This window comes from Vibrio panuliri, from assembly GCF_009938205.1.
GTDB classification, from domain to species: domain Bacteria; phylum Pseudomonadota; class Gammaproteobacteria; order Enterobacterales; family Vibrionaceae; genus Vibrio; species Vibrio panuliri.
Genome location: NZ_AP019654.1, coordinates 1,477,558 through 1,497,946, shown reverse-complemented (window position 1 = coordinate 1,497,946; position 20,389 = coordinate 1,477,558). Strand labels below are relative to the sequence as shown.

21 protein-coding genes are annotated in these 20,389 nt (G+C 45.3%); 10 read left to right on the top strand and 11 right to left on the bottom strand.

What is annotated here, in order from left to right; translation table 11 throughout:
• The first annotated feature begins 56 nt into the window (after window positions 1-56).
• The 3 genes from GZK95_RS06830 to artM are packed head-to-tail and all read left to right on the top strand — an operon-like array spanning window position 57 to window position 2,147.
• Complete coding sequence (locus tag GZK95_RS06830) at window positions 57-791, top strand: arginine ABC transporter substrate-binding protein (RefSeq protein WP_075714238.1); 735 nt, start codon at window positions 57-59, stop codon at window positions 789-791.
• Between the two features lies 1 nt (window position 792).
• Window positions 793-1,482, top strand: a complete 690-nt coding sequence (gene artQ / locus GZK95_RS06825; protein ID WP_075714240.1) for an arginine ABC transporter permease ArtQ — start codon at window positions 793-795, stop codon at window positions 1,480-1,482.
• Window positions 1,479-2,147 (top strand): arginine ABC transporter permease ArtM, encoded by a 669-nt coding sequence (artM, locus tag GZK95_RS06820; RefSeq protein WP_075714242.1) that lies wholly within the window; start codon window positions 1,479-1,481, stop codon window positions 2,145-2,147. Before artQ ends, artM begins: the two co-directional genes overlap by 4 nt.
• Window positions 2,148-2,520: 373 nt before the next feature.
• On the opposite strand, the gene GZK95_RS06815 is transcribed toward artM, so the two are convergent.
• From GZK95_RS06815 to GZK95_RS06785, 7 genes are all read right to left on the bottom strand, one after another.
• The gene (locus tag GZK95_RS06815) at window positions 2,521-3,165 is read right to left on the bottom strand and encodes an L-fuculose-phosphate aldolase (RefSeq protein ID WP_075714245.1); all 645 of its coding nucleotides are present in this window, start codon (window positions 3,163-3,165) and stop codon (window positions 2,521-2,523) included.
• 49 nt (window positions 3,166-3,214) lie between these two features.
• A complete protein-coding gene (mtnA, locus tag GZK95_RS06810; protein ID WP_075714247.1) occupies window positions 3,215-4,321 on the bottom strand; it encodes an S-methyl-5-thioribose-1-phosphate isomerase in 1,107 nt (368 codons plus the stop codon).
• 9 nt (window positions 4,322-4,330) lie between these two features.
• Complete coding sequence (mtnK, locus tag GZK95_RS06805) at window positions 4,331-5,596, bottom strand: S-methyl-5-thioribose kinase (protein WP_075714250.1); 1,266 nt, start codon at window positions 5,594-5,596, stop codon at window positions 4,331-4,333.
• Window positions 5,597-5,661: 65 nt separating this feature from the next.
• Window positions 5,662-6,699, bottom strand: a complete 1,038-nt coding sequence (locus GZK95_RS06800) for a substrate-binding domain-containing protein (protein WP_075709480.1) — start codon at window positions 6,697-6,699, stop codon at window positions 5,662-5,664.
• 16 nt (window positions 6,700-6,715) lie between these two features.
• Entirely contained in the window at window positions 6,716-7,699 is a 984-nt protein-coding gene (locus tag GZK95_RS06795) for an ABC transporter permease (protein ID WP_197740173.1), read from the bottom strand.
• Entirely contained in the window at window positions 7,683-9,236 is a 1,554-nt protein-coding gene (locus tag GZK95_RS06790) for a sugar ABC transporter ATP-binding protein (RefSeq protein WP_075714252.1), read from the bottom strand. The genes GZK95_RS06795 and GZK95_RS06790 overlap by 17 nt, the downstream gene beginning before the upstream one ends.
• A gap of 132 nt (window positions 9,237-9,368) precedes the next feature.
• Window positions 9,369-9,800 (bottom strand): RbsD/FucU family protein, encoded by a 432-nt coding sequence (locus tag GZK95_RS06785; RefSeq protein ID WP_075714254.1) that lies wholly within the window; start codon window positions 9,798-9,800, stop codon window positions 9,369-9,371.
• A 139-nt stretch (window positions 9,801-9,939) separates the two neighbouring features.
• Here GZK95_RS06785 and GZK95_RS06780 point away from each other — a divergent pair, with 139 nt between their 5' ends.
• Together GZK95_RS06780 and GZK95_RS06775 are read left to right on the top strand one after the other, a co-directional pair.
• On the top strand, window positions 9,940-10,935 hold the full coding sequence (locus GZK95_RS06780; protein ID WP_075714256.1) for a sugar-binding transcriptional regulator: 996 nt from the start codon (window positions 9,940-9,942) through the stop codon (window positions 10,933-10,935).
• A 119-nt stretch (window positions 10,936-11,054) separates the two neighbouring features.
• Window positions 11,055-11,303, top strand: a complete 249-nt coding sequence (locus GZK95_RS06775; protein WP_075709475.1) for a DUF3297 family protein — start codon at window positions 11,055-11,057, stop codon at window positions 11,301-11,303.
• A 56-nt stretch (window positions 11,304-11,359) separates the two neighbouring features.
• Here GZK95_RS06775 and GZK95_RS06770 read toward each other — a convergent pair whose 3' ends face one another.
• Window positions 11,360-12,226 (bottom strand): pirin family protein, encoded by an 867-nt coding sequence (locus GZK95_RS06770; RefSeq protein ID WP_075714258.1) that lies wholly within the window; start codon window positions 12,224-12,226, stop codon window positions 11,360-11,362.
• A gap of 290 nt (window positions 12,227-12,516) precedes the next feature.
• Here GZK95_RS06770 and GZK95_RS06765 point away from each other — a divergent pair, with 290 nt between their 5' ends.
• Window positions 12,517-13,557, top strand: coding sequence for a GGDEF domain-containing protein (locus tag GZK95_RS06765; protein ID WP_075709473.1), 1,041 nt, complete (start codon window positions 12,517-12,519; stop codon window positions 13,555-13,557).
• Between the two features lie 6 nt (window positions 13,558-13,563).
• On the opposite strand, the gene GZK95_RS06760 is transcribed toward GZK95_RS06765, so the two are convergent.
• The 3 genes from GZK95_RS06760 to GZK95_RS06750 form a co-directional block, all read right to left on the bottom strand.
• Entirely contained in the window at window positions 13,564-14,217 is a 654-nt protein-coding gene (locus GZK95_RS06760) for a DUF2726 domain-containing protein (RefSeq protein WP_075714260.1), read from the bottom strand.
• 99 nt (window positions 14,218-14,316) lie between these two features.
• On the bottom strand, window positions 14,317-15,006 hold the full coding sequence (locus GZK95_RS06755; RefSeq protein ID WP_075714262.1) for a response regulator: 690 nt from the start codon (window positions 15,004-15,006) through the stop codon (window positions 14,317-14,319).
• Window positions 15,003-16,619 (bottom strand): ATP-binding protein, encoded by a 1,617-nt coding sequence (locus tag GZK95_RS06750; protein ID WP_075714263.1) that lies wholly within the window; start codon window positions 16,617-16,619, stop codon window positions 15,003-15,005. The genes GZK95_RS06755 and GZK95_RS06750 overlap by 4 nt, the downstream gene beginning before the upstream one ends.
• Before the next feature lie 296 nt (window positions 16,620-16,915).
• Here GZK95_RS06750 and GZK95_RS06745 point away from each other — a divergent pair, with 296 nt between their 5' ends.
• The 4 genes from GZK95_RS06745 to GZK95_RS06730 all read left to right on the top strand — a co-directional run bounded on the left by GZK95_RS06745 (window position 16,916) and on the right by GZK95_RS06730 (window position 20,260).
• Window positions 16,916-17,650 carry an amino acid ABC transporter ATP-binding protein gene (locus GZK95_RS06745; protein WP_075714265.1) on the top strand — a complete coding sequence of 245 codons (735 nt, stop codon included), beginning with the start codon at window positions 16,916-16,918 and terminating at the stop codon, window positions 17,648-17,650.
• Window positions 17,650-18,447, top strand: coding sequence for an amino acid ABC transporter permease (locus GZK95_RS06740; RefSeq protein ID WP_075709468.1), 798 nt, complete (start codon window positions 17,650-17,652; stop codon window positions 18,445-18,447). The genes GZK95_RS06745 and GZK95_RS06740 overlap by 1 nt, the downstream gene beginning before the upstream one ends.
• Before the next feature lie 9 nt (window positions 18,448-18,456).
• Window positions 18,457-19,278 carry a transporter substrate-binding domain-containing protein gene (locus GZK95_RS06735; RefSeq protein ID WP_075714267.1) on the top strand — a complete coding sequence of 274 codons (822 nt, stop codon included), beginning with the start codon at window positions 18,457-18,459 and terminating at the stop codon, window positions 19,276-19,278.
• 70 nt (window positions 19,279-19,348) lie between these two features.
• A complete protein-coding gene (locus GZK95_RS06730; RefSeq protein WP_075714269.1) occupies window positions 19,349-20,260 on the top strand; it encodes an amino acid ABC transporter permease in 912 nt (303 codons plus the stop codon).
• Window positions 20,261-20,389 lie beyond the last annotated feature (129 nt).

Sequence of the window (20,389 nt, the reverse complement as noted above, 5' to 3'; positions counted from 1 at the left end):
CAAACGTTCGCTGCCCATTGACGGAGTCAGCAATTGTAATTTTATGGAGTAATACAATGAAAAAAGTTCTTCTAGCTTCGTTAATCGGTTTAGTTTCTACTCACGCTCTTGCACAGGAAGAGATCAAGTTTGTGATGGAAGCAACCTACCCTCCATTTGAGTACATGGATGAGAACAATCAAATCCAAGGTTTTGATGTTGATCTTGCCAATGCGCTTTGTAGTGAGATGCAAGCAAAATGTACTTTCCACAACCAAGCCTTTGACAGCTTGATCCCAGCGCTTAAGTTCAAACGCTACGATGCGGCGATTTCAGCAATGGATATTACCGATGCTCGCCTAGAGCAAGTGGCATTCTCTAACGCTTACTATGACAACGCAGCAGCGTTTGTCTCACTAAAAGGCAAAGTAGCGGATCAAGCAGCACTTGAAGGTAAGCGTGTCGGTGTGCAAAACGGCTCTACTCACCAAAGCTACCTAATTGAGCAAATGCCTGGCGTCACTGCTGTACCATATTCAAGCTACCAAGATGCGTTTATTGATATGAAAAATGGTCGTATTGATTCTGTGTTTGGTGATAACGCTGTGGTTGCAGAGTGGTTTAAAGGCAATAACGGTGAACTTGCGTATGTTGGTGAAAACATCACTAACGCAAAATACTTCGGTAATGGTTTTGGTATCGCAGTAAACAAAGACAACCAAGCTCTGGTTGAGAAGCTAAATAAAGCGCTTGAGAAAGTCGCAAGCAACGGCGTATATCAAGAGATCCACACTAAGTACTTCGGTAACTAATATGGCATTAACGGGTTATTCTCTATCGCTCGTTCAGGCAAGCTGGATGACTATCCAGCTCGCTTGCACCAGCTTGGTGGTTGGGCTAGTTCTCGCTGTTTTATTTGCGACGGGTGAAATGTCACGTCGCATAGCCTTCAAATGGCCAACGACCGCTTTTGTCACAATAGTTCGTGGGTTACCCGAGCTGCTTGTGGTTTTGTTTATATACTTTGGCTCTACTCAAGTGTTATTTCTTATCACTGGTGAGTTTATTGAGATAAGCCCGTTTATTTCTGGTGTTATCGCTCTCTCTTTGATTTTCGCCTCCTACGCATCACAAACAATTCGTGGGGCGTTTAAAGCGGTCAATCGAGGGCAAAGAGAAGCAGCTGCTGCGCTGGGAATGAGTCGCGCACATGCCTTCTTTAAAATCATATTACCTCAGGCAGTTCGTCATGCTTTGCCTGGGCTGACCAATCAATGGTTAGTTCTACTTAAAGATACCGCATTGGTTTCACTTATTGGCGTCACTGATCTTCTTAAACAAGCGCAACTTACTTCTGCGTCCACACATGAAGCGTTTACATGGTACGCAACGGCGGCGGCAATCTACTTAATGATCACGTTAGTTACTCAATATGTAGTGAAGATTATCGATAATAAGTTTGCCGTTAAAGGCATGGATGATCTCAAAGGAGCCAAAGCATGAAACAAGAACATCTGTGGCAAATGCTCAATGGGCTAGCAACCAGTTTTCAACTCACCGTTGCTTCCCTATTCGTTGGTTGCCTGTTATCGCTACTAATGACGGTCATCCTCGTGATGCGTACGCCTATACTGCATTGGATTAGCCGAGGCATTATTATTCTCTTTACCGGGACACCACTATTGGTGCAGATATTCCTTGTCTATTATGGCCCAGGTCAGTTTGATTGGATTCGTGAAAGCATTGCTTGGAATTGGTTAAGTCAACCTTGGTTTTGTGCCATGCTTGCACTTGCACTCAATACAGCGGCTTACAGCACGCAGTTATTTAAAGGCGCGTTTAACACCATTCCACCCGGTCAGTGGCAAGCTTGTAAAGCCTTGGGGATGAGCAAAGCGCAAAGCCTTAAAGTGCTATTGCCCTACGCGTTACGTCGAGCAGTACCCGCCTATTCGAATGAAGTGATCTTGGTGTTTAAAGGAACCTCACTGGCGAGCACCATCACCATCATGGACTTGATGGGTTATGCTCAACGGATTAACGCTCAAACATATGACACCTTAACCGTATTTGGTATCGCAGGAGCATTCTATCTGGCTGTGAATGGCGTTCTAACTTTGCTATTTCGCCAACTGGAGAAAAAGGCATTGGCATTTGAAGCCGCTTAGATTGAGCAAGATGTTAACGAAACAAAAACGGCGTGGAATACCACGCCGTTTTTTTTTATCGTTTGATCTTCACGTAAAGCATAATCATTGAAAAAAGTAGTGTCACAAAAATAGATGGCACTACCCAACTGACAAAAATAATCTGCGCAACATTGATTGCCCAATCAGAATTCAAAAACACGTCCATTTTCACCAACTCGAAGCTTATTACGGATTAACCTATTAGGATTTAATACCACTGATATCCAGAGTAAACAAATGAAATTTCATTTATTTACTACTGTTGCTCTCATTAACGGTCAAATTCGCTCTTTAATGGCGAAAAAAAGGACTCATCTTATGAGTCCTAATTGATGCTTTGATTCAATCAGAGTTAATCCGATTTAAAACCATAGGTTTTAAACTTGCCGATCACGGTTTGCATCTCTTGGGCAGACAACGTCGGCACTTCTTGCTGCACAGCAGAAACTTTCAAGTAAAGATTGGCCAAAACTTCAACTTCATTCGCCAACCACAAAGCTTTCTCCAAGTTGACTTCCATCGCAATCATGCCGTGGTGTTGCATCAACAGTGCTTTGCTCTCACGAATACCACTACTGACACCATCTGCTAGAGCTTGAGAACCAAATGTTGCATAAGGGACACACGGCACATGATCTATACCCGTAACCGCCACCATATAATGCATAGCGGGTATGTGACGGTTTAAGATTGAAACCGCAGTACAGTGCACGGCATGAGTGTGAATCACCGCATTCAGTTCTGGTCGAGCCGCAAGGCATGCAAGGTGGAAATGCCACTCACTCGATGGGACTTTTCCTGCCTCAGCATGCCCTTGGTCGTCAACATATACAATCATATCGGGTGTGAGTTTGTGGTATGGAATCCCACTTGGCGTAATCAGCATACCATCTTGATAACGCACACTAACGTTTCCAGATGTACCTTGGTTTAACCCCAATGCATTCATCTCCAAGCAAGTATCAATAACTTGCTGGGCAAGCAGTTCACGATTCATTTTTGTTCCCCTTATTGTGGAGCCACTAATGGCTCCACATACTGCACAACTATGCCAACTCTGGATTTTTCAAATCACTAAACATGGCTTCAAGTGCCTCTTCAGTCGCAGCACATACGCCTCGTTCAGTAATCAATCCAGTCACATATTTCGCTGGCGTCACATCAAATGCGTAGTTGCCACATTCAGTCCCCGCTGGCGCTGTATTTACCCAGCTTCTCTTGCCCGTTGGGTCGACACCATAAACGTGGGATTGCTCATCCCCAGAGCGCTGCTCGATTGGAATCTCTTTAACGCCATCATAAACAGTCCAATCAATCGTTGGTGAAGGAAGCGCTACATAGAAAGGAACCTGATTATCGTAGGCCGCTAACGCTTTGAGGTATGTACCAATCTTATTGCAAACATCCCCTTTGGCTGTGGTGCGGTCAGTACCGACGATACAAAGATCCACTTCACCATGCTGCATCAAGTGTCCACCCGCGTTATCTGCAATCAGTGTATGAGGAACACCATGAGAGCCCAGTTCAAACGCAGTAAGCAAACCTTGATTACGTGGGCGAGTTTCGTCAACCCAAACATGAACATTAATGCCGGCTTCATGAGCCTTATAGATCGGTGAAATCGCCGTTCCCCAGTCTACCGTTGCCAGCCAACCAGCATTACAGTGCGTTAGAATATTGACTGTGCTTCCCGCAGGCTTACTCGCGGCAATTTGCTTGATAATCTCTAAACCATGTTCACCAATGCTTTCACATAACTGCACGTCTTCGTCTGCAATTTCTGCCGCTAAACGGTAGGCTTCTTGGCAACGTTGCTCACTTGGAACCTTCGTCAAAACCGCCAGCACTCTATCCAAGGCCCACTTTAAGTTGATTGCAGTGGGACGGGTTTCTATCAGCACGTCATAACAAGTTTGGAGGTGCTCATCACTGCTCTCCTCACGCATGCCCAAAGCCATACCATAGGCCGCAACGGCACCTATCAACGGCGCTCCCCTTACCCACATCTCACGAATGGCAGTCGCTGCCAATTTCATTGAGGTCAATTGAATTACTTCGACTTCAAACGGTAACTTCGTTTGATCGAGAATTTCAACTGTCCAACCATCTTTTGCCACCCAAACGGTGCGTTGGTGTTTTCCATTAATTTTCATAGCGACCTCTTAACAACTTTGCGCAAACTGCCCGATTGCGGCAATTTCTCGATATTCTTTGGCATTCACAATCAACTCGCGCGCGAGTTTTAATGCTCTTCTTTCACATTGAGCGCGTAACTGGCTATCCTCAATCAGTTTGAAATCTGCCACGCCAGCAAAGCCGATAATGCGTCGATTGATCTCTAAACCCGCATTGACTAGGGTGTCTTCTAACAACGTCGCAAAGAACTCTTGCTGCGCGTGTGCCAATGCGCGTTCTCCCAAGCCGTTTTGATATATCTCAGTAGGATATGCCTCACCCTGAGTTTTCTCGTTCCATAAACGGGTAAAGTGGCTCACAAACACTTGCCATGTGGTGGTAATTTGATTGAGTAAGTATGCTTGGTTCGCTTCGCATGAAGCGGCATCTGTTTCCCAACCTGGGCGTGAGAAATATGCCATAAGTAAATTGCCAATATAGTTACCAATGTCGAACGCCATTGGTCCCATAAAGCCAAATTCTGGGTCGATAACTTTCGTTTCAGATTCCGTCACCATAATCGAGCCAGAATGTAAGTCGCCATGAAGCAGAGCCTGAGCCTCAGTCATAAACTTGAACTTATAGCGCATCGCAACTTGGATCATCGCTTCATCTTGCCAAACTTTGTGCACATCTTCGTCTAGATCTGGGGTGGTCCAATTGTTGCGCTCTGCATCAAAATATGGCTCGGTAAAAATCAAGTCTTCGGTGATTTTGCACAGCTCATGGTTAACCGCAAATTTGGATACCAACGCCTTTTTCTCTTCTGCATTCATTCCAAGATCTGAGGTATGGAACAGCGTCTTGGCAAGGAAGATACCCACGTCTTCTGCGAGACTGGCGAAGGTATTACCGGTGATCAGTTCTTTACGTAAAATGATATGAGGGGTCAAATATTCCATGGCGAATATCGCCATGTCTTGATCATAGAAATAGACTTGAGGAACTAAGCTGTGACCAGCCACTTTGGCTTCGATATCCAGAACGTTGTATTCAAAAAAAGCACGCGTTAAGGACAATTGCCAACTTTCACCAGCAGCACGCACATATGGTAAAGCTTGTTTAACAACGATGGTTTTCTCGGTGCCTTCAACAATAAACACCAAATTTAAGTTACCATCGCCCACCTCTGTCACTGTCCACTGCTCAGGTGCACCTCCTAGCGACAAGTGAGTGGGCAACTTATTCACCAGATATTGAGGCAAAGAATCGCTGTTTAACGGCGCATAGCCAGCTGGAACGGTATTCGACATAACGACCATCCTTTAATTATGTAATGCAGAACTAAGGGCGAGCGAACTCGCCCAATAGAAATTGATTATTTAACCGTTGGCATTGGCATCCATTCTGGCACCAACACAGTTGACGAAGAGAAAGAAGGGATCTTACTCACCAAGTCATCCATATTTTTGATGTCTTGTTGATTAAGCATCTCTTGAGTGATCAGTACCGGTGGTACGGTAACTTGACTTGCGACTTTGTCACCTTTCATCAGCATAGCTAACGCACGCACACTCACTTCCCCCATAATTGAAGGGTTAGTGGCTACGGTCGCAACCCACGCACTATTTGGCTCACGCATCGCTTGGATATCAGAGTTCGAAATATCCGCGCTGTAGATCTTAACGTTCTTCGCAAGACCGGCTTCATCAACAGCAATCTTGATTCCTTTGGCAAACTCATCATAAGGAGAAAACGCAACTGAGATATCTGGGTTTGCTCTAAACACAGCAGCGGCTTGGTCAGCGACTTGGTTCGGAATCGGGTTGTTCATAGTACCGAAACGAGCAATTTCTTCGATATTTGGGTACTTTTGCTTAAATTCGGCGAAAACTTCATCACGGCGATCAAGTGGAGGGATGCCAGGTACGTATACATACGCCGCTTTCCACGCTTCACCATTGTCTTTGACAGCCTGCTCTAACGACATTCGAGCGATCAGATGGTCATCTTGGTTGATTTGCGGAATCATTGGGTTTTCCGCATTCACATCAAACGCCACAACTTTGATGCCATTTTGCACCGCTAAGTCGGCCAAATCCTTAATCGAATCGGTGAAACCATGCTGCAACACAATACCATCGTAGCCTTTCATGATGGCTTGCTCTAACTGGTTACGTTGCAGTGACGCATCTTGTCGCGCGTCATAAACATCAAGTTTAAAGCCTAGTGCTTCGGACTGACGCTTAACACCTTTCAGGTATAGCTCTGGGAAATCGCCTTGAGAAAGATAACGAACATGAGCGATGCGCATCTCTTTGCCTTCAAAAGGAGACTGCGTATCGGCCATTGCACCACCAGTGACCATCACACCCGCAATGGAAGCGCAAAGGGTAAGTTTCTTTAAGGTTTTCATTATTATTTCCTTATAGTTATGCACGTTTATTGGATAGGCCAAAGGTAAACATCAACGCTGCTACCAAAACTAAGCCTTTGATAAAGTCTTGTGTGTAGTAAGGTGTATTCATCATGGTTAAACCATTGAGCAGCACGCCAACAAACAGTGCACCAATGGCTGAACCTTGTGCATTTGGTCTTGCTGCACCGAGCACAGCAAAGCCAATCAACGCGCCAGCTACGCCGTCCATCAATAGGGAGTTGCCTGAACTTACGTCGCCGCGTCCAATTCGTGCCGCAAGCAAAATGCCACCAATCGAGGCGTAAACGCCGGACATGACATAAGCGACATAGCGATAAAATTTGATACGCGCCCCAGCTAACTTAGCGGCTTGCTCATTTGAGCCAATCGCATACATCACGCGGCCGTGACGAGTGCGCTCAAGGAAGAAATAGGTGATCACTGCCAAAATCAGCATGATAATCACAGGCACTGGAATAATATCGAACACCCTAGCGCGACCTAAAAATAGGAAGCTCTCAGAAAAGGTGCCCGTTGCCGTTTCACCGTTAGATAAACTCATTCCAGTTGAAATCGAGCGTCCTTGAGTTGGAATAAGTTGCAGCCCCAACAGCAAGAACATCATGCCTAGCGTGGTCAACAAATCCGGCACTTTCATTTGAACCGTCATAAAGCCATTCACTAGGCCTACCAATACGCCTACGGTAATAGCGGCGAAGATAGCCATGGTTGTTCCGCCATCGAAAACCACCATCACGTAACTGGCCGTCATCATTGAGAACGCCGCCGTTGAACCGATTGATAAATCAAAACCATCCACAGCCAGTGTCGCGGTGACCCCCAAGGCTAAGATGGCAACAATCGATACCGATTGCAGAATAATCATCATGTTGATAGTGCTTAAAAAAGCTGGCTCTGCGACGGAAAATAGAATCAGCATTAACGCGAGCAATATAAGCAGACCATATTTAATGGCGAATTCACGCATATCTTTCATCGGTGACATCCTCGGTGTTAGTTTTATTGTCAGTTTGATTATCTGGAGCGGCTGCGATTTGATTAATTAGTGTTGGCATATGAATCTGATCAATCCGATGAATGCCGACTAAGTTGTTGTGGTTGAATACGATGATGCGATCAGCGATCTCTAGCGCCTCTTCCACGTCTGTACATACGGCAATAGTGACGCGGTCACTTGCGGTTTGACGTAGCAGCTCACCAATTTGACGTCGGGAAGATATATCCACACCTTGGAATGGCTCATTGAGCAATAACACATGGCATGATTCCATCATCCAACGCGCAACCATCGCTTTTTGCTGATTTCCCCCAGACAGCGTAGACATTAACTCTTCTTGGTCGGTGTATTTCACTTTGGTGGTTTGAATTGCCTTTTCGACCTGCTGTTTCTCACGCTTTCTGTCAATAAAACCAAACGAAGAAAACTGCTTTAGAAATGGGAGACTTACGTTTTGTTCTATTGAAAATGCAGGAATGAGTGCGTTGTTACCTCGGTCTTCTTGCACCATAAAGATACCGCTGTCTATCGCATGAACGGGCGAGCTTGGTGTCCACTCTTTGCCTGCAAGTTTGATCGTGCCTGAAGAAAACTTAGCCATACCAAAAATGCCTTCCACAACAGAAGTACAACCAGAAGACAATAGACCAGTAAGCACCACAATTTCCCCTGACTTCAACGTCAGATCAAAGGGTTGTGATTGCTCTTTCAAGCGAACGTCTAGCAGTTCTAGAATGGTACGTTCACCTTGGCGATATTTATGGCTTACTTCGCCCACCGCATGACCTAACATCGAATCAACGGCTGCGTCATAATCAAGCGGAGGCTCAAACAGCCCAACAATTCGACCTTCACGTAGTGCCGCAATCTTGTCAGCCAAAGTGCGAATATCTGACATACGGTGAGAGATATAAACCACTGCAACGCCCTGACTTCGCATCACTTTGACTGCTTCAAACAACTTAATTGATTCAGTGTCTGACAAAGAAGATGTCGGCTCATCTAAGATCAATAGCTTTGGTTTATCTGAAATCGCACGCGCGATGGCGACCAATTGGCGATCGGCTTGTGAAAGCTCTGAGACTTGAGTATCTAATGGAAGTGTCAGCCCTATTTTATCCGCCAAAGGACGAGCTTGAGATTCGAGATCTTTTTGCGAAATTAAGGTGCCAAAGCGTCCATCACATAACTTATCCAATAACAGGTTTTCTGCGATGTTGAGGTCTTGCACCACACCATCATTTATTATTTGGTGAACGGTAATGATGCCCGCTTCACGTGCTAACTGAGGGGTGGAGACATCCACTGGGTTTCCGTTGATTAAAATTGCCCCTTCATCAGCGGAATAGACACCACTCAATATCTTTACCAAGGTTGACTTACCCGCCCCATTAGCGCCCATCAACGCAAGAACACTACCACCCTCAACAGCCAAACTTACATCATGTAAGACGGTGTTACTGCCAAAGGCTTTTTTAATGGATCGTATCTCAATAGTATTCGCTACTTCCGACATGACCACTCCGTTAATCATCCATTAATTTACAAAAGTAATCTTAGATGATCATTTGTAAAGCATTCTGTGATAAAGATATCAGTTTAAAAAATGAACAACTCACCCCGTCGCTATTTGGTTGGAATTATGACCTCAGTCAAAGATCACACCTTTTTGTAAAATCATGCACGCATACGGGCGCATATCACTGGTACTAATCACCAGTTGGCACTCTCGCGTTGCAACGTAAAAGTCTTGTCTATCCAGCAGAATACTTTGATGCTCAGATTCCTCCGATGCATCCTTTACCCGCATAAAGTCTCGGGCAGCTTCAGTCGGTACTTCACTACCATCTTCAGCCATAATCCACATCGGCACCTCGGTAAATGCATCTAATGGAAAGTGCTTTAACAGGCTTGCCAATACGGCTGAGGCGTCAACGCCAGTGAGGGAAACAAAGTGATTTTTGGCATGAGACTTAGCGGGGAAATTAGCATCTACAATGGCTAATCGATCACCGTGCCCCATATTTTGCAGTGCAAAAAGTAGCTCGGCATTTAATAGCGGGTCGATATGTTTGAGCATAATTATTTACCTTTGTATTTACAATGATACAAAAGTATATTACGTTTTTTTGGTACCAGCGAGATGGCAAACCCTCTATAATTGTCAAAACATGAGTACACATACAGAATTCAAATAATATGCATGAGGATGGCACTCGATGACCGATGCTGTACTAAAGAACGTCAGCTCATTTAACAATGACCCGATCCTCCACGCCACTTGGCTTTATTACCAAGAAGGCTTGAGTCAGACCGAAGTGGCCAAGTTAATGGGAATATCACGGGTTACCGTGGTTAAATATCTGCAAACTGCACGCGAAAAAGGATTGGTGCAAATCAGCCTCGACCTAAATACCTTTTCGTCGATAGAAACCGCACTACACATCAAAGAAAAATTCGCTCTTAAGCGCGTGGTGATTGTTCCTGATGGCGAACATGCCAAACAGCGCGAAGACTCCAAGTTAATGCGCGAACGTCTGGCTAAAGCCGGAGGAATGTACCTCAATCAAGTGGTAGAAGATGGCGATGTACTGGGCGTCGCCTGGGGAAGAACCATCCACCAAATGAGTTACTTAATGACCCCTAAAAGCTGTAAAAACGTCACGGTGATGCAAATGTTGGGGTCTATGCCTGCGCAACCGGACTTTACCACGATAGAATCTTCATCTCAGTTAGCCAATAAGCTCTCTGGTCGAGTGGTGTCTTTGCATGTACCTGCAGTTGTCTCCAGCTCTCGCTTGGCGGTTGAGTTACAAGCCGAACCGATTATTCGTGCGAACTTTGATACCCTCACCCGCTGTAACAAAGCACTGTTTGTGGTTGGGAACGCACTTGAAGAAAACCCTCTTATTCGCGTTGGGGTTCTCTCTAAACAAGAGATGCAGCACTATCGTGAATTAGGCGCAGTGGGTGTTATTTGCGGTCGTTTTTACGATAAATTTGGCCAGCCTGTTGTGGCGGAAATAGACCTGCGAATTCTAGGCATTAGCCTTGCACAGCTTCGCCAAGTCGATAGGCGCATTTTCCTCGCGGCAGGTGAACGTAATTATGATGCCACCCTAGGCGCGATTCTTGGTGGGTACGTATCTGACTTAATTATCGATGAAGGAACTGCGGAATTCTTGTTCAACGTAGAGCTACCGATTAAGCCCTAACCCAATGGAAATGGATATTTTTGCACAACGCCATCAGATACGCTCAATTCAACCTTGAGCAGAGTGTGGGCTTTGACTACAATGACGCACTTTTAAATGAATGACATTGGGTCAATACAATGAACGATACAACTGCTAAACCAGCTCTACCTGACCACCTATCAGGCAATCCACGTAGCCCATTCTTCGTGGCTGAGTGTTTCGAACACCAAATCGGTATTCGTTTCAACGGTAAAGAGCGTACCGACGTAGAAGAGTACTGCATCAGCGAAGGTTGGATCAAAATTGCTTCTCCTAAAGCACTAGACCGTCGCGGTCAACCAATGCTGATCACGCTAAAAGGCACGGTAGAAGCTTACTACGTCTAATTGTGACCAAGAATATGTGAAAGCTCGGCTATGCCGAGCTTTTTTATGCCTCACGGCTAGTAAGTTTCAAACTGACCAGAGTTGTAGTCGTCAATCGCTTGCTCTATCTCCGCCATACTATTCATAACAAATGGGCCATAGTGCACAACAGGCTCATCAATCGGCTGACCACTAAACAAGATCGCACCACTCTCTTTTTCAGCATTAATATCCACCATTTCACCCGCAGATAGCAGTGCCAATTGTCCCTGCTGCACTTGCGTCCCCGTGACAGTAATCTGCCCTTGATAGACATAGATCATCACATTATGCTCGACAGGCAAACCAATCTCGATTCTATCCCCTGCAGATGCTCGCCAATCAGCGACAGTGGCAGGCACTCCTGTTTGCTGCAATGGACCGAACACCGGCGTTTGCTTGACTTCTAATCGACCAGAGATAACGCGCAACAACCCTTGGTGATCTTGATGCACTTGCGTTATGACTTCAGACTGAAAATCATGGTATTTCGCTTGATTCATTTTGTCGCGTGCAGGTTGATTAATCCAAATTTGAAAACCGTGCAATTGCCCTTCTTGCATAATCGGCATTTCACTATGAATAACACCTTTTCCCGCAGCCATCCATTGCGCACCACCACTACGCAATTCGCCCACGTCCCCCATATGATCCTTATGCTGAAAATGTCCCTGCAACATATAGGTTAAAGTCTCAATACCTCGGTGTGGATGGGGCGGAAATCCCCCCATATAATCCGCAGTGTCATCAGATTTAAGTTCATCAATCATCAAAAAAGGGGAAAAGGCCGCGCGATTAAACCCAGCTAGACGAGCAATCTTTACCCCGTCGCCATCTGATGTCGGCATAGCATGAATGATTTGTTCAACTAAACGATATCCTGAATATGTTGCTAATTTGCTCATAACTGCAATCCTCCTCAAATTCTCTGTAAACCAGTTTAAGGAGCTTTAAAACAAACAAACGCCCATAGATTCGTTCCAGTCATTCAATTATTTTGAACGTGTTCTTGGTATGACGGCACTCTCAATAAACTTGTCATTAACTACAATGCAGTTACAACACTAGTGATTATCATTTCATATCATTAACAAATATGTGAAGTGCGATAACAATTGCTATTGACCCAATTTCATAAAAGCATACTATTGACCACCTGTTTTTAATTTACCAGTGGCTTTAGGAGGTAGTAATTATGGATCTCGACATATTCAATCCCTCGCGGCATCTTAGGCGAGCCGTCCTATTCTGGTTGAGTATGTTTCTTTCTGGCGCCGCGTTTATCGTATCCTATTTATCCATTACGACGGGTAGTTACGCGGTATTTCCGATAGTCGAAATAAGCTTTGGTATTTTCTCTGCTTATATCTGCTACCTCACTTTCTATGACAAAGCCACCCACCCGCTGCGCAAAGCGTATGTGTGGTTATTTATGGCGACAATCATCTCTGGAGTGATCATCCATCCGCTCAGTCATGGGGTCTATGTGTGGGCGAACCTTTTCCCGATAATGGGTTATCTGATATTAGGCAAACGTTCTGCAACCATCGTTTCACCGTTTGGTTTGTTTGTCCTGACTTGCTTACTGCTGATGAAGATAAGCCAGCAACCTCTGATTTCACACGCTCATCTGCTGGTCAACTTTGTGTTGTGCTACCTATGTGTATGGGCGGCAGCTCATATTTTGGAAGTAAAACGTACCGTCTCAGAAACCTCACTAGGTCAACTGGCTTCGCGCGATGCCCTAACGGGTGTTTACAATCGGCACGCCCTGATACATAACTTTGAGCGCTATCGACAAGAGAGCCAAAAACTCCCACTATCACTACTTATTTTAGATCTTGACCATTTTAAGCAAGTGAACGATAAGCATGGTCATGATGTCGGTGATCAGGTTCTGGCGCAAACCGCTGCGCTAATTGATGCGTTTAGTAACGAGCATCTTGTTTATCGAATCGGTGGAGAGGAGTTTTGCATCGCTTTTCACGATACGACACTAAAGCAAGCAACCGTCAAAGCGGAGCAGATCCGTATCGCCATCGAGAACCATACGTTTAGCGTTAAAGAGACTTCGATCATGCTGACCGCAAGTATTGGGGTTTATCAATGCCACCACTTCAACTCTTTACAATGCGTTTTGAAAAAAGCGGATGCGGAGCTTTATCGAGCAAAGAAAAGCGGCCGAAACCAAGTCATGATGTCGACCTACAGCGAGACGCTCACCGACAGTGTGTAAGCTCGTTTACTCATCTTCAAAAACAACATTATAGTTTTCTGTATAAGTACAGTGCGGTTGGCGGCTACAAGTAAAGAAGCGACGACCTTTATAGTCTCCATGGGTGGCCGTTTTAATGTTCATCGGACTTCCACAACGTTTACAAAAACGCACTTCTTTGTCTGCTTCAATCAGGTCAATATGAGCTGCGAGCAATCGACGCAGTTTGCCAACTTGATAACTGTGCTTAATAGTTGCGCCAATCAGCGGGATACCGGCAGACTGACACACATGCATAAGCAACTTTTGTCGCTCAACTTTCCCTTTGCTTAAAGGTGAACCATCATCTAGCTCAATCACTACACGAACTTCTAGACTGCGTGGATCGCAAACCACAAAATCAAAATGGCTTTTAGCAATACGATTGTTGGCAATAAACCACTGCTTTTTGTCTTTCGCTTTAGGTGCGATGACTTTGGTCATGGTCACCTTCGACATCACCACAGCTTGCTGACCAACCGCCGCAATCAATGCGTTATAAAACGCCGATTCTTTACTATTAAGCAGTGAGCCTTTCTTTTTATAGGCACTGTCTTTCAAGCCATCTTGCTTGAGATAACGCTGATGGATAAACAGATAAAATGCGACAAATAAAACAACGACTATTGCAACGTATTCCATTGCTAATCAAACACCTTAAGTTTATGAGATGACATATAATATTACCCTTAATTTCCTGAGCTAAAAAGAGTTAATAGCGCCAGTGAGTAAAGTGTGCCTTTAACGCAAGCTCGCCACTCGGCGATACGTCCTTTCGGGGCGACCGACTGAGCCATAGTGTAAGTCCGCAACAAGCTCACCCGTACTAATCAAGTACTCCAAATAGCGCCTTGCGGTCGTCCGGCTAGCACCAATTTGAGCCCCTGCATCTTCAGCGGTCAAACTTAAAGCTTGGCTAAACAACCCGCGTATCTTATCTAAAGTGACACTATCAATGCCCTTAGGTAGGCGCACCTGAAGAGGTTCATTGCTGTGTGCCTGCAACATTTTATCCACCAGCCTTTGGTCGACATCACTGAGATTATGCAGTAGCAGCTTTTGCTCTTGATACTTTTTCAAAGCCAGTTCCAGACGCGAGAAAATCACCGGTTTTAACAGGTAATCAATGACACCACCGCGCATCGCTTGTTGGAGCGTTTCAACATCTCGGGCGGCAGTCACCAAGATGACATCACAACGATGTTTATCACTGCGCAAAAAAGTCAGAATATCCAGTCCGCTACCGTCGGGTAAGTAGACATCCAAAATGATCAAGTGAGGTTGTAGCACTTCAATTTGCAACAGTGCGTCAGCTTGCGTTGTCGCGATACCCACCACTTGAAAGCCATCAAGTTGCTCGATATAGCGCTGGTGCAACTGAGCGATTTTGAGATCATCTTCGATGATCATAACGTCAACAACTGAACTCATTGCATCCCTTCCTTTGGCAAATAAACGGTGACTCGCGCACCAAAATCGTCATTGTTAAACAGTTCAATCTGCCCGTTATAACGCACAATACTTTGATTGATTAGATATAGTCCAACACCGCGCCCCTCATCCGCTTTGCTTGAGACTCCCATCTCAACCAAGGCCTCGGGGGACAACTCTTGTGGCAGGCCAACACCTTGGTCACTCACCTCTAAAATTATCTCATTCCCGTAGTCGGTAAGTGATACATCAATTTGGCGACGTGATGGTTCGAAATCGGCTTGAAGAGAGATAGCACTGCGGACAGAATCAAACGCATTATCGATCATGTTGCCTAAAATGGTCACCACATCTTCTGGATTGATTTTCGCTGGCAACGGTGCCAGTCTCGACCCTGCTTCCAGTTCCAGATTCAAGCCTAACTCCCTAGCTCGCTCGGTTTTACCTAACAATAAACCTGCGATTAATGGCTCGTCGATGGTTTCTCTTAGGCTCTCCATTAAGCTTTGATAGTGAGCGGTTTCTTGACCGATAAAAGCTTGTACCGCTTCAACCTCGCCAAGTTGCACCATACCACTGATAGTACTGAGTTTGTTACGGTGTTCATGAGTTTGTGATCTCAACATTTCCGCATACTCTTTGGTTTTGGATAGCTGTTCCGTCAGTTCGGTTATCTCATCGCGCAGACGAAAACTTGATACCGCCCCCACCACTTCACCTTCCACCACGATTGGGCTTCGGTTGGCAATAAGTCTTTGACCATTTAAGTACAGATTAATGTCTTTATCGACCCTTGGTGTGGTCAGCAAATTTTGCAACTCACTGTCGGGCAAGACTTCACTAAGTAAGCGGTTGATGCAATGCTCTTTCTCTACGCCGAGAATCTGGCAGGCGCTCTTATTGATTGAGCGCAGTCGTCCATGAGCATCTATCGCAATGATCCCCTCTTTTAGCGTCGCGAGCGTCACATCAAGTTCCACATATAAGCGCGCGATTTCTTCTGGTTCAAAACCTAAAATTGCCTTTTGAAAGCGGCGAGCGGCGAAATTGGAAATCACGGCGTTGGCGGTAAGCACAATAAGTGTCATCACCAAAAGGTAGATTAAGAATGGCTCAATTCTGTCTTGTAAACGATCGACTAAATAACCGACCGAAACAACCCCAACAATCTGACCATTGGGATCAAAAATCGCCGTCTTACCACGGACAGAATAGCCGAGTGAGCCTTGAGCAAAAGAGACATAGGATTCGCCAAACGTCAACGCTCGTGCATTGTCTCCCCCTTTCATCGGTTTACCAATGCGCTCATCAATAGGATGAACCAAACGAATACCTTGTCTATCGCCAATCACAATAAAGGCAGCACCTATCATCTGACTAAGCTCACGATATTTAGCTTGGTCTTGTGTGCCGCCTTGTTGAATAATCTCCAACACTGCCGGCGATTGGGATAAAAAAGAGGCAACACCGAGCGCCTTTTGTCCCACCTCTTGTTCCTGTGAGTACTTGATATAGAGAAACCCTGCGGCGACTAATACCAACAGTTCCACTAACCCTGAAAATGTCATTATCGCGAGCATCCGCTTGCGAAAACTCATACCGCTCCAACCCATCGTGCTCCCTCACACTACGACACTCAACTCATAGATTAACAGCCAGTTAACATAAACACCGCAATTAGTGATGCAAAATTGTGTTAGAGCTATCAATATCGGTGAAAACTAAACCGTTTCTATCCTCATTCGCGAGTTAGTTTCTGACGTTTTCGCTATCAAGCAGTTGAAGTTGTAGATAAAATCAGCAAAAGCGTTACAAAATCCTCACTTATTCACTCACTTTCGGTTAAACATGTGCAAAGACACAGATTAGTTGCTATGGTAATCAAAACAATAACAATATTAAGCAGCCTTTGAACGTCAAAAAGCCCATTATCGAATTTCGTGAGCTCAATAAGTGGTACGGGGAGTTTCACGCACTTAAAAACATTAATCTTTCCGTCGATAAAGGTGAGATAGTCGTGATCTGTGGGCCTTCAGGCTCCGGTAAATCGACCTTAATTCGTTGTATCAATCATCTAGAATCATTCCATCAAGGTACGCTGGATGTGTTTCATCAACCGGTAGGAAGCAAACAGATCCAACCTGGTAAAGTAGGCATGGTATTTCAGCACTTCCACCTATTTCCACATTTAACCGTACTTGAAAACCTGACGCTTTCACCAATGCGAACCCTTAAGCTCTCTAAGCCAGAGGCGCAAGAGCGAGCGTTGAAATATCTTGAGCGTGTCAACATTGCCGAACAAGCACATAAATACCCTGTCCAACTTTCTGGTGGTCAACAACAACGCGTCGCAATTGCCCGTTCGCTTTGTATGGAACCCGACATATTGCTATTTGACGAACCAACCTCGGCACTGGATCCTGAAATGATCAATGAGGTGCTCGATGTTATGGTCGAGTTGGCCAACACCGGCATGACCATGGTCTGCGTCACGCATGAAATGGGATTTGCGAAAAAAGTCGCCAATCGAGTGGTATTTATGGACGAAGGTGAAGTGGTAGAGATCGGAGAGCCAAATCGACTTTTTGCCGCACCTATACACCAAAGAACCCAAGCATTTTTAAACCAAATACTGAGCTATTGATGATCTATCGAATTGTTAAGCCAGCCCTTCTTGCCGTCCTGCAAATAGCGATGATGTTTATCGCTATCGTTTGGTTATTGGACTCGGGTGCCGACGCAATGGGTTATCAATGGCAATGGCATCGAGTCCCCGATTTTGTCGCGTTTTATGAAGATGGTGAATGGTGGCCAGCCGAACTGCTCGAAGGCTTACTGGTTACAATAAAGATATCCGCACTAAGTTTGCTATTTACCTTGATATTTGGCTTAGTCACTGCATTGCTGCGCATGAGTGATTCGCGCGTCGGTCGCTTTATCGCCACCGGTTATGTCGAGCTGATTCGCAATACGCCACTACTGGTGCAGATCTACTTACTCTATTTTGTCTTCGGTCCCGTGATAGGCCTCGATAGGTTTAGTACAGCGGTACTCGCACTTGCTCTTTTCCAAGGAGCCTACACCGCTGAGATTCTTCGCGGCGGTTTACAAAGTATTCCTCGCGGTCAGTTTGAAGCAGCGAAAACCTTGGGCTTATCGCCTTTTTATAGCTACAAAGATGTGATCTTACCTCAAGTGATTCAGCGCACCCTGCCGCCATTGACCAATGAGGTGGTGTCGTTAATTAAGAACTCATCAATTGTCAGCGTAATGGCGATATTTGATTTGACTACCGAAGCTCGAAATATCGTCTCAGAAACGGCGATGCCTTTTGAAATCTGGTTTACTGTCGCCGCTATATACCTGCTATTAACCCTTACACTTTCTGCTCTTGCCGCTTGGCTAGAGCATAGACTAGGAGCCAGTTGGCGCAAAATATAAGGAGATAACATGAAGTTATTCAAAGCGACCATCACTGCAATTTTGGGACTTACGCTTGCATTGCCATCTTTTGCCGATGCAACCAGCAGCCCCACCCCCAATCTAGACTCGATTAATGAACGCGGCACGTTGCGCGTGGGTATGTCCACATTTGTTCCTTGGGCGATGCGCAACAAGCAAGGTGATCTCATCGGCTTTGAAGTGGATGTCGCAAAACAATTGGCCGCAGATTCCGGTTGGAAAGTTGAGTTTGTTCCGACAGCATGGGACGGCATTATCCCTGCCCTGCTGGCGAAGAAGTTCGATGTGATCATTGGCGGTATGTCAATCACTCCTGAGCGTTCAAAAAGCGTTCTTTTCACCGCTCCTTATTCACACTCCGGTGTGCAAGTTGCCGCCAGTAAAGAGCTAGCTGATGGTTTCAGCCAATTTTCTGATTTTGACTCGCGCCGGATAAAAATAGCCGCTCGTCGTGGTGCATATACGGTGCAAATTGCTCGCGAAACATTCCCGAAAGCTAAAATCCTTCAGTTTGATGATGAGTCACAAGCCTTCCAAGAAGTTTTAAATGGTAATGCTCATGCGGTGATCGCCTCTAGCCCTAAACCTGAGCATGAGTCAATCAAACACGCCGACAAGTTGTTCTTACCTTTTGATCAGCGTCTTTCACAGGGCAATGAAGCATTTGCGGTACGTTTAAACGAAGATGACAAAAAAGCATTTTTTGATCAATGGATTGAAAAACGCACTCAAGACGCTTGGTTAAAAGAACGCTACGAATACTGGTTCTCAACGCTTGATTGGCAAGACCAAGTAGCCCAAGGCCAATAACAACGACTTGCCCACTTGCTATCATCCAATCTTGGTTGCGGCAAGTGGGTTCATTTCTCAGGAACATACAGTGACAGAACACTCCTCGACTCGACAACTTAGCCAAAGTAACCCACTAACTAACCAAAGTAAGCGCCTTAACTCGCTCGATATGGTGTTGCTGATCATTTGTGTCATTTTTGCAGGCTGGCTTTACTATCGCTCTTCGGTCGGTGTTAACTACACTTGGCATTGGCAGGAAGCAATTTCATTGTTGTTCACTCCCCGTTCTGATGGTGGTCTACCCTACTTCTTTCAGGGGTTTATCGCCACAATACGTCTTAGTGCGTGGGGGATCTGCTTTGCGCTGATTGTCGGAACATTGCTTGGATTAGCTCGCTTTTCCTCATCGGCTTGGTTAAACAAACCAGCGAACCTCTTTATTCAGCTGGTGCGAAACATTCCTCCTTTGGTGTTCGTTTTTATCTTCTATTTCTTTATTTCCAATCAACTGATTCCGTTGCTTGGATTAGAAGACGTATTGCGTAATTACCCAAGTGAAACCGGGGCCGTTTCCGCGTTCTTTTTTGGACCAGCCAATCTGTGGGAAAACTTATTATCTGGCGTGTTATGTGTCGGTCTACTCTCCTCTGCCTATATCGCAGAAGTGGTTCGTTCAGGGCTAGAAGGCATCGACAAAGGCCAATGGGAAGCGGCAGACTCGCTCGGCATGTCAGCATGGGTCAAGTACCGTTATGTCATTGCACCTCAGGTTTTAAGCGCCATCACACCAGCCCTTGCAGGACAAACTATCTCACTGGTGAAAGACACTTCCATTGTCTCGCTGATATCCATTCAAGAAATGACCTTTGTTGGCACAGAAATCGCCAACTCTTCAGGCTACATTTTTGAAATCTGGCTAATCGTCGGTTTCGCCTACTTTGGATTGTGCTTTTCACTTTCGACATTCTTTCGCCGCCTTGAAGCAAAGCATCAACGGTAAGACTTATTTATCACTGAGTGAGAAAAAATTCTCGTATCATAATAATTCGCTCCAAAATTTGACCCCTCCCACACTAATAGTTGATGGTTTTTTAGGCACAAAGTTAGCCATCTTCGTATACTTAATATG